This is a genomic window from uncultured Aquabacterium sp. (genome assembly GCF_947366995.1).
Taxonomy (GTDB): Bacteria; Pseudomonadota; Gammaproteobacteria; order Burkholderiales; family Burkholderiaceae_C; genus Aquabacterium.
The window spans coordinates 22,905-32,232 of record NZ_CANBCC010000044.1; the positions used below are offsets into that span (position 1 = coordinate 22,905).

A 9,328-nucleotide genomic window follows, 5' to 3' on the forward strand; every position below is an offset into this window, starting at 1 on the left:
CCGTTTTTCATTCTCCCTTCCGTTTCCGCAGATGACCACCTGGCAGACCACCCGTTTCCAGATCGACCTGAGCCGCCCGAAGGTGATGGGCATCGTCAATGTGACGCCCGATTCATTTTCGGACGGTGGCACACATGCCGATGCGCGCTCGGGGCTGGCGCATTGCGAGAAGCTGGTTCGCGAGGGCGCCGACATTCTGGACATCGGCGGGGAGTCGACCCGACCGGGCGCGCCCACGTTGACGGTCGATGAAGAGTGGCGGCGCGTGGCCGAGGTGTTGCGGGGCGCACTGACGTTGGGTGTGCCGGTGTCCATCGACACCTGCAAGGCGGGCGTGATGCAGCGGGCTCTGGACCTTGGGGTGGACATCGTCAACGACGTGCGGGCGTTGGCGGACGACGGGGCCGAGGAGCACGTGGCGGCGCATGGCGCATGTGGGGTGTGCCTGATGCACATGCAGGGGCTGCCAGCCACGATGCAACACGAGCCGGCCTACACCGATGTGGTGGCCGATGTGCGTGCCTTTCTCGCCGCGCGGGCCGGCGCCCTGGTGGCCCGCGGTGTCGCTCACGATCGCATCACGCTGGACCCGGGCTACGGGTTCGGCAAGACGCCTGCCCACAACGTGACGCTCTGGCGGGCACAGACCAGCCTGCTGGATCTTGGGTGGCCGCTGCTGGTCGGGTGGTCTCGCAAGTCGACCCTCGGTCACGTGACCGGGCGCCCGGTGGACGAGCGGCTCGTCGCGAGCGTGGCTGCGGCACTGGCCAGCATCCAGCTGGGGGCGGCCATCGTGCGCGTGCACGACGTAGCGGCCACGGTGGATGGGATCAAGGTCTGGAACGCAGCGGGGCTGTTGCCGGCTCGCCTGGATGGCCGATCCTGAACGTGCCAAACGGAGCGACAATCCGCCTCCGCATCTTCCTCTTGCAGACAAAATCCCATGACGCGACGTTACTTTGGCACCGACGGCATCCGTGGCACGGTCGGGCAATCGCCGATCACTCCTGACTTCGTGCTGAGGCTGGGACATGCGGTCGGGCAAGTGCTGCGCCGCGGCGAGAAGCGCCCCACGGTGCTGATCGGCAAGGACACGCGCATCTCGGGCTACATGCTGGAGTCGGCTCTGGAGGCCGGCTTTGCGTCGGCTGGGGTGGACGTGCTGCTGACCGGCCCCCTGCCCACCCCCGGTGTGGCCTACCTGACCCGTGCGCTGAGGCTGGATCTGGGTGTCGTGATCAGTGCATCGCACAACCCGTACGGCGACAACGGCATCAAATTCTTCTCGGCGCGCGGGGAGAAGCTGCCTGATGAATGGGAGCAGCAGGTCGAAGCGGCGCTGGAGGAGGCGCCCTGCTGGACCGACTCGCTGGGGTTGGGTCGCGCCCGCCGCATCGAAGATGCCCGAGGGCGCTACATCGAGTTCTGCAAGTCGACATTTGGCGCCAACCTGTCGCTGAAGGGGCTGAAGCTGGTGGTGGATGGGGCCCATGGAGCGGCCTATCAGGTGGCGCCGCGGGTGTTCCATGAGCTCGGCGCCGAAGTGGTGACCATCGGTTGCTCGCCTGACGGCCTCAACATCAACGACGGCGTGGGCGCAACCCATCCCGATGCGTTGGTGGACGCGGTGCGCGCGCACAACGCGCACTACGGCATCGCGCTGGACGGCGACGCCGACCGACTGCAACTGGTCGATGCCAGCGGGCGGTTGTTCAACGGCGACGAGTTGCTGTACGTGATGGTGGTTGACCGTCTGGCCCAGGGCGAGACCGTGCGTGGCGCGGTGGGTACCCTGATGACCAACATGGCGGTGGAGCTGGCGCTGCAGGAACGCGGCGTCGAGTTCGTGCGCGCCAAAGTGGGCGACCGTTACGTGCTGGAGGAACTGGTCAACCGCGGCTGGCAGCTCGGGGGCGAGGGCTCGGGGCACCTGATCGCGCTCGACCGACACACGACCGGCGATGGGATCGTCAGTGCCTTGCAGGTGCTACAGGCGGTCGTTCGCTCGGGGCGGTCGCTCGCATCCTGGCTCGACGGCGTCACGCTGTTCCCGCAGACCTTGATCAATGTGCGCCTGAAACCTGGTCAGGACTGGCGCGCCAGCGCCGCGCTCTCCGCCGAGCAAGAGGCCGTGAAGGCACGGTTGGCAGGTCGGGGGCGCGTGCTGATCCGACCGTCAGGCACCGAGCCGCTGCTGCGCGTGATGGTTGAAGCGCAGGATGACGCGCTGGCACAGTCCTGCGCACAGGCCTTGGCCAACGCGGTTCAGGCTTAACCCCAACGGCGCTGTCGCGGCAAGAAAAAAGGGCCCCTCGGGCCCTAGGTCATGCAGGCGGCTGCTTACTTCTTGGGCGGCATGAGCACGCGGTCGACCACGTGAACCACACCGCCACCGGCCGGCTGGTCAGCCGAGATCACCAGGCTGTCGTCCGCGGTGATGAAATCGCCTGCCTTGGACAGCGACAGCTTGGCGCCCTGGGCGGTAACGACCTGCGTAGCGCCAGGAATGGCGTCCGACTTCAACACGGTCGGCAGAACGTGGTAACTCAAGACTGCCTTGAGCGCTTCAGGGTCCTTGGCGAGCTTGTCCAGCGTGGCGGCCGGCACCGCCTTGAAGGCCTCGTCGTTCGGCGCGAACACAGTGACATTGCCTTGCAGCGTTGTCTCGAGGCCGGCCTGTTGAACCAGGCGCGCCAGGGTGCTCAGGTCTGCGCGTTGGCGAATGGCGGCCGCGGGATTGGCAGCAGACGCTGCCTGGGCCGTGACCTGTTGACCACCCGTGGCGGCGCAGCCGGTCAGGCCGGCGGTGCTGCCGATGGCGAGGGCCGCGACAACGGCCGACAGAAGGGTACGTTGGATCATGGTGTCTCCGAGAGAAAACTGCTCCACGACGATGGAGCGCCCGCGGACGATAAAACCCCCTCATGACGAAACCGTGACGGCCACATGACAGACGTGTCATCCTGCGTGGGCCGAAGGCAATGGGGGTTTGTGACAACGCTGGCGGGACATGTCACAGACGCGTCACAATCGGTGCCTACATTGCGCCGTATCGAGTTTTCGCTCCCTCGCAGACACTGAAAGGCGTACCACAATGAACTTCAAGATGATCCGCACCGCGACCGCGGTGGCCCTCTCGCTGATCGCCGCCTCGGCCATGGCTCAGGACGTGACCGGCGCTGGCGCCACGTTCCCGGCGCCGCTGTATGCCAAGTGGGCCTCCGCCTACAACACCGCCACCAGTGTGCGCATCAACTATCAGTCGGTGGGTTCGGGTGCTGGCATCAAGCAGATCAAGGCCAAGACCGTGGACTTCGGTGCGTCGGACATGCCGCTGAAGGACGAAGAACTGGCCAAGGACGGCCTGGTGCAATTCCCGACCGTGATCGGTGGCGTCGTGCCGGTGGTCAACGTGAAGGGCATCCAGCCTGGACAGCTCAAGCTCACCGGTCAGGTGCTGGGCGACATTTACCTGGGTAACGTCAAGAAGTGGAATGACCCGGCCATTGCTGCCCTGAACCCGGGCGTGGCGCTGCCGGATGCCCCGATCGCCCCGGTGCGCCGTGCAGACGGCTCCGGCACCAGCTTCATCTTCACAAACTACCTGTCGAAGGTGAACGCGGAGTGGAAGTCCAAGGTGGGTGAGGGCACCGCCGTGAACTGGCCGACCGGCGCGGGTGGCAAGGGCAACGAAGGCGTGTCGGCTTTCGTCCAGCGCCTGCCGAACTCGATCGGCTACGTGGAATACGCGTATGCCAAGCAGAACAAGATGGCCCACGTTCAACTGAAGAACGCCGCTGGCAACTTCGTCAACCCGGACGATGCCAACTTCAAGGCGGCTGCCGCCAGCGCCGACTGGGCCAAGTCGTTCTACCAGATCCTGACCGAGCAGCCCGGCAAGGACGCCTGGCCGCTGACGGGCGCCACCTTCATCCTGATGCACAAGACGCAGGACAAGGCGGAGCAGGGTGCCAGCTCGCTGAAGTTCTTCGAGTGGGCCTACAACAATGGTGACAAGGCCGCGGCCGACTTGGAGTACGTGCCCCTGCCGAACAACGTGAAGGATCTGGTGCGCAAGCAGTGGGCCAACATCAAGGACGCCTCGGGCAAGACGGTCTCGTACAAGTGATCTGTGGCGACCCTCGCTGAGTGAACGAAGAAGAAAGCCGGACCCTGCATGCAGGCGTCCGGCCTTGTTGTGTTCCGATGATCGGATGTTTTCTTACGTTGGAGGCCCTTGATGACCGCCGTCCTACCTGCTGAACTGGATGCCGCCAAGGCCCCGCCCGGACAGGGCAGCCAGCGCCGACCGATGACCAATCCTCCTGACCGCCGTCCGTCCGCCCCGTGGGCCGACACCGTTTTCGCGCTGCTGGCCCGCGCCTCGGCCATCCTGACTCTGGGCTTGCTGCTCGGCATCATTGCCTCTCTGGTGGTGGGAGCCTGGCCGGCCATCCAGGAGTACGGGCTCAGCTTCCTGTGGCGCACCGAATGGGATCCCGTGCAGAACCAGTATGGCGGCCTGGTGATGATCTACGGCACGCTGATGACCTCGGCCATCGCGCTGTTGATTGCGGTGCCGGTGAGCTTCGGCATCGCCATGTTCCTGACCGAGTTGTCGCCGGCGTGGCTGAAACGCCCCCTGGGCATCGCGGTCGAGCTGCTGGCGGCCGTGCCGTCCATCGTCTACGGCATGTGGGGCCTGCTGGTCTTCGGCCCCATCCTGTCCACGTATGTGCAACAGCCGCTCCAAGCCTGGACCGAAGGCATCCCCTACCTGGGCGCCTTCTTCTCGGGCCCGCCGGTGGGCATCGGCATCCTGTCGGCCGGCATCATCCTGGCCATCATGATCATCCCGTTCATCGCCTCGGTGATGCGCGATGTGTTCGAGGTGACGCCGGCGCTGTTGAAGGAGTCGGCGTATGGCCTGGGCTCGACCACCTGGGAGGTGGTCTGGAAGGTCGTGCTGCCCTACACCAAGACCGGTGTCGTGGGGGGTGTCATGCTGGGCCTGGGCCGCGCGCTGGGCGAGACCATGGCCGTGACCTTCGTCATCGGCAACATGAACCAGCTGAATTCGCTGTCGGTCTTCGAGGCGGCCAACAGCATTACCTCGGCGCTGGCCAACGAGTTTGCCGAAGCCGGCGAAGGCCTGCACCAGGCCTCTTTGATCTATCTGGGTCTGATCCTGTTCTTCATCACCTTTGTCGTGCTCGCGTTCTCGAAGGTGCTGCTGGCCCGTCTGAAGAAGTCTGAAGGAGCCCGTTCGTGACCGCCGAACTGCAACGCATGCGCGCCAGCCGCTATGCCAGCCGCAAGCTGGTCAACATGCTGGCCCTGACCCTGTCGCTGGCCGCCATGGCCTTCGGCCTGGTCTGGCTGATCTGGATCCTGATCGAGACCGTTCGCCTCGGCGTGGGGGGGCTGGCCATCAGCACCTTCACCGAGATGACGCCACCGCCGCAGGAAGCGGGCGGTCTGGCGAACGCCATCATGGGTTCGCTGATGATGGTGGGGCTGGCCACGCTGATCGGCACGCCGGTCGGCATCTTGGCCGGCATCTACCTGGCGGAGTATGGCCAGCGTGGCTGGCTGGGCAGTGCCACGCGCTTCATCAACGACATCCTGCTGTCAGCCCCGTCGATCGTGATCGGCCTGTTCATCTACTCGGCGGTTGTTGCGCGCAACCATTCGTTCTCTGGCTGGGCTGGCGTGCTGGCTCTGGCGCTGATCGTGGTGCCTGTGGTGATCCGTACCACCGAGAACATGCTGATGCTGGTGCCCAATGCGCTGCGTGAGGCGGCCTATGCCCTGGGCACACCGAAATGGCGTCTGATCCTGACCATCACGCTGAAGTCGGCCCGTGCCGGCGTCGTCACCGGCATCCTGCTGGCCGTGGCCCGCATCTCGGGCGAGACCGCGCCGTTGCTGTTCACCGCGTTGTCCAACCAGTTCTGGTCTTCGGATCTGAGCCAGCCGATGGCCAGCCTGCCTGTGACGATCTTCAAGTTTGCGATGAGCCCGTACGAGAACTGGCAGCACCTGGCCTGGGCCGGCGTGTTCCTGATCACCGTGGGTGTGTTGGCCCTCAACATCATCGCCCGTACCCTGTTCCGCCAGCGCTGAGGCGCGGCCCCTGAATACCGGAGACCCTGCACATGGATGCCAAGGTTCAAACCAGCACGAAGCCCAAGCTGGCCGTGCGCGACCTCAACTTCTTCTACGGCAAGTTCCACGCGTTGAAGAACGTCAACATGGAGCTGCCGGAGAACAAGGTGACGGCCTTCATCGGCCCCTCGGGCTGCGGCAAGTCGACCTTGCTGCGCACTTTCAACCGCATGTTCGAGCTTTACCCCGAACAGCGTGCCGAAGGCCAGATCCTGCTCGATGGTCAGGACATCCTGACCACCAAGGAGGATGTGTCGCTGATCCGCGCCCGCGTGGGCATGGTGTTCCAGAAGCCGACGCCGTTCCCGATGTCGATCTACGAGAACATCGCGTTCGGTGTGCGCCTGTTCGAAAACCTCTCGCGCGTAGAAATGGACGAGCGCGTGGAGTGGGCCCTGAAGAAGGCCGCACTGTGGAACGAAGTGAAGGACAAGCTGAACCAGAGCGGTTCCGGGCTGTCTGGCGGCCAGCAACAACGTCTGTGCATCGCGCGCGGCATCGCGATCAAGCCGGAAGTGCTGCTGCTGGACGAGCCCTGTTCGGCGCTCGACCCGATCTCCACCGGCAAGATCGAAGAGCTGATCCACGAGCTCAAGAACGACTACACCGTGCTGATCGTGACGCACAACATGCAGCAAGCCGCACGCTGCTCGGACTACACCGCCTACATGTACCTGGGCGAACTGATCGAGTTCGGTGCCACCACCGACATCTTCATGAAGCCCAAGCGCACGGAGACCGAGGACTACATCACCGGCCGCTTCGGTTGATGCCGCAGTGACGAACAACAAGCCAAAAAGGAGTGTCCTCCATGACTGAAAAACACCTCTCCAGCCAGTTCGACGTGGAGCTCAGCGGCATTTCCACCCGTGTGCTGGAAATGGGCGGCCTGGTCGAGTCGCAGGTGGCGCAGGCCATCTACGCGCTGACGCATTTCAGCGGCGAGACGGCCACACAGGTGCTGCAGAACGAAGAGCGCGTCAACCAGATGGAACTCGACATCGACGCTGACCTGTCGACCATCATCGCGCGCCGTCAGCCGACCGCACGCGACCTGCGCCTGCTGATCGCCATCTCCAAGACCATTGGCAATCTGGAGCGGGTGGGCGATGAGGCGGCCCGCGTGGCACGCACGGTGCAGCGCCTGATCAACACCGGCGTTTCCAGCCGTCTGCGCCTGCCTGTGGCCGATGTGTCGTTCGAGGCCTCGTTGGCCACCGCTTCGCTGCGCCGGGCGCTGGATGCGTTTGCGCGTCTGGACACCCAGGTGGCGCTGGAAGTCATCAAGAACGACAACGAGATCGACGCCGAGTTCGACGGACTGATGCGTAAGCTCATCACCTACATGATGGAAGACCCGCGCACGATCTCGGCGTCGATCGACCTGGTGTTCGTGGCCAAGGCCATCGAGCGTGTGGGCGACCACGCCAAGAACCTTGCCGAGCAGGTGATCTACATCGTCAAGGGCACGGACGTTCGGCACAACACGCCCGAGGCCGTGGCCAACATCATCAAATAAGACAAAAACAGGAGTGCGACCATGAGCCGAGTGCTGGTGGTGGAAGATGAAACCGCGATCGCCGAGTTGATCGCGCTCAACCTGCGCCATGCCGGTTTCGAGGTCACGGTGGCGTCCGACAGCGAAGCGGCGCAAGCCCAGCTGGATCGGGTTCTGCCGGATCTGGTCCTTCTGGACTGGATGTTGCCTGGCCAGTCCGGCCTGGCGCTGGCCAAGCGGTGGCGTACTGCCAGCCGCACGCGCGAGTTGCCGATCATCATGCTGACGGCCCGTGCGGAAGAGGTGGACAAGGTGGCCGGCCTCGATGCCGGCGCGGACGACTACCTGACCAAGCCTTTCTCCACGCACGAGTTGATGGCGCGCGTGCGCGCAGTGCTGCGGCGCAAGGCGCCTCAGGCGCTGGACTCCGCCGTGGAGATCGCCGGACTGCGTCTGGATCCGGCCACGCGCCGCGTGCAGCGCGGAGAGCAGGAAGTCAAGATCGGCCCGACCGAGTTCAAGCTTCTGCACTTCTTCATGACCCATCCCGAGCGTGTGCACAGCCGGGCCCAGCTGCTCGACCGTGTCTGGGGGGACCACGTGTTCATCGAAGAGCGCACGGTCGACGTGCACGTGAAGCGTCTGCGTGAGGCGCTCACGCCGGTGAACCGCGCCCAGCTGATTGAAACCGTTCGCGGGGCCGGTTATCGCCTCACCCAGCAACTGGCCGCAGACGCAGCCTGAGCCATCGTGGATTCAAGCAACTCGTGGCTGTGGTCGCGTGTCGGCGCCCGTCTGTTGATGGCGGGCGGCGGCGGTCTGATCGGCTGGTGGGCGGGGCACCTGGTGGGCCACCCGGCCGCCGTCGGCCTGATCGGCGCGGCACTGGCCGTGCTGACTGTGTCGGTGCTCGACACACTCAAGGGGCATGCGGTGTTGGACTGGCTGCGCACGCCGGAGGCCGTACCGCCTGAGCTGCCTGGCCTGTGGGGCGAGGTGGCGCACCGCGTGCAGCGCGTCATCTACCTGAAAGACAAGCAGATTGCCGAGGAGCGGGCCCGCCTGGCCCAGTTCCTGTCTGCGATCGAGGCCTCGCCCAATGGCGTGATGCTGCTGGACGCGACCGAGCACATCAGCTGGATCAGCCCAAGTGCTGCGGATCACTTCGGCCTGCATCCGCAGCGCGACCTGATGCAGCGGGTGACGAATCTGGTGCGGCAGCCGGCGTTCGTTCAGTACCTGGCATCGGGGGATTACCGCGAGGCGGTCAAGTGCCCGGCGCCACGCGGTGGGCAAGGTTTTATTCTGGTGCACATCCGCTCATACGGGGAGGGGCTCAAGCTGGTGCTGTCGCAGGACATCACCGAGCGCGAGCGCGCCGACACGATGCGGCGTGATTTCGTGGCCAACGTGTCGCACGAAATCCGGACACCGTTGACGGTGCTGTCGGGCTTCATTGAAACGCTGGCCTCGCTGCCCCTGACCGAGGTCGAACGCAAGCGGGTGGTCGACCTCATGATGCAGCAGGCAGAGCGCATGCAGGGCCTCGTCGCTGACTTGCTGACGCTCGCGCAGATCGAGGGCAGTCCCCGCCCGGCGTCAGATCGATGGACGAGTGTCGAGCAGTTGCTCAGGCGGTTGGAGAGGGAGGCCTGAGGTCAC

General features: G+C 64.9%; 10 protein-coding genes. 9 read left to right on the top strand and 1 reads right to left on the bottom strand.

The window, feature by feature from the left end:
- Positions 1–31: 31 nt before the first annotated feature.
- A complete protein-coding gene (gene folP, locus Q0Z44_RS12140; protein ID WP_298013093.1) occupies positions 32–886 on the top strand; it encodes a dihydropteroate synthase in 855 nt (284 codons plus the stop codon).
- 57 nt (positions 887–943) lie between these two features.
- Positions 944–2,275 carry a phosphoglucosamine mutase gene (glmM, locus tag Q0Z44_RS12145; protein WP_298013095.1) on the top strand — a complete coding sequence of 444 codons (1,332 nt, stop codon included), beginning with the start codon at positions 944–946 and terminating at the stop codon, positions 2,273–2,275.
- Between the two features lie 65 nt (positions 2,276–2,340).
- Here the strand turns inward: glmM and Q0Z44_RS12150 are convergent, their stop codons facing one another.
- Positions 2,341–2,862, bottom strand: a complete 522-nt coding sequence (locus Q0Z44_RS12150; protein WP_298013097.1) for a fasciclin domain-containing protein — start codon at positions 2,860–2,862, stop codon at positions 2,341–2,343.
- A 244-nt stretch (positions 2,863–3,106) separates the two neighbouring features.
- Between Q0Z44_RS12150 and pstS the strand changes: the two genes are divergently transcribed.
- The 7 genes from pstS to Q0Z44_RS12185 all read left to right on the top strand — a co-directional run bounded on the left by pstS (position 3,107) and on the right by Q0Z44_RS12185 (position 9,322).
- Positions 3,107–4,129, top strand: a complete 1,023-nt coding sequence (pstS, locus tag Q0Z44_RS12155) for a phosphate ABC transporter substrate-binding protein PstS (RefSeq protein WP_298013110.1) — start codon at positions 3,107–3,109, stop codon at positions 4,127–4,129.
- Between the two features lie 183 nt (positions 4,130–4,312).
- Positions 4,313–5,272: a phosphate ABC transporter permease PstC gene (gene pstC / locus Q0Z44_RS12160; RefSeq protein ID WP_298013112.1), complete on the top strand. Its 960-nt coding sequence runs from the start codon at positions 4,313–4,315 to the stop codon at positions 5,270–5,272.
- Positions 5,269–6,126, top strand: coding sequence for a phosphate ABC transporter permease PstA (gene pstA, locus Q0Z44_RS12165; RefSeq protein WP_298013099.1), 858 nt, complete (start codon positions 5,269–5,271; stop codon positions 6,124–6,126). Before pstC ends, pstA begins: the two co-directional genes overlap by 4 nt.
- Before the next feature lie 32 nt (positions 6,127–6,158).
- Positions 6,159–6,938 (top strand): phosphate ABC transporter ATP-binding protein PstB, encoded by a 780-nt coding sequence (gene pstB, locus Q0Z44_RS12170; protein WP_298013101.1) that lies wholly within the window; start codon positions 6,159–6,161, stop codon positions 6,936–6,938.
- Between the two features lie 41 nt (positions 6,939–6,979).
- Positions 6,980–7,687, top strand: coding sequence for a phosphate signaling complex protein PhoU (gene phoU / locus Q0Z44_RS12175; RefSeq protein ID WP_109036620.1), 708 nt, complete (start codon positions 6,980–6,982; stop codon positions 7,685–7,687).
- Positions 7,688–7,708: 21 nt separating this feature from the next.
- Positions 7,709–8,410: a phosphate regulon transcriptional regulator PhoB gene (phoB, locus tag Q0Z44_RS12180; protein WP_298013104.1), complete on the top strand. Its 702-nt coding sequence runs from the start codon at positions 7,709–7,711 to the stop codon at positions 8,408–8,410.
- Positions 8,411–8,416: 6 nt separating this feature from the next.
- A complete protein-coding gene (locus tag Q0Z44_RS12185; RefSeq protein WP_298013106.1) occupies positions 8,417–9,322 on the top strand; it encodes a histidine kinase dimerization/phospho-acceptor domain-containing protein in 906 nt (301 codons plus the stop codon).
- Positions 9,323–9,328 lie beyond the last annotated feature (6 nt).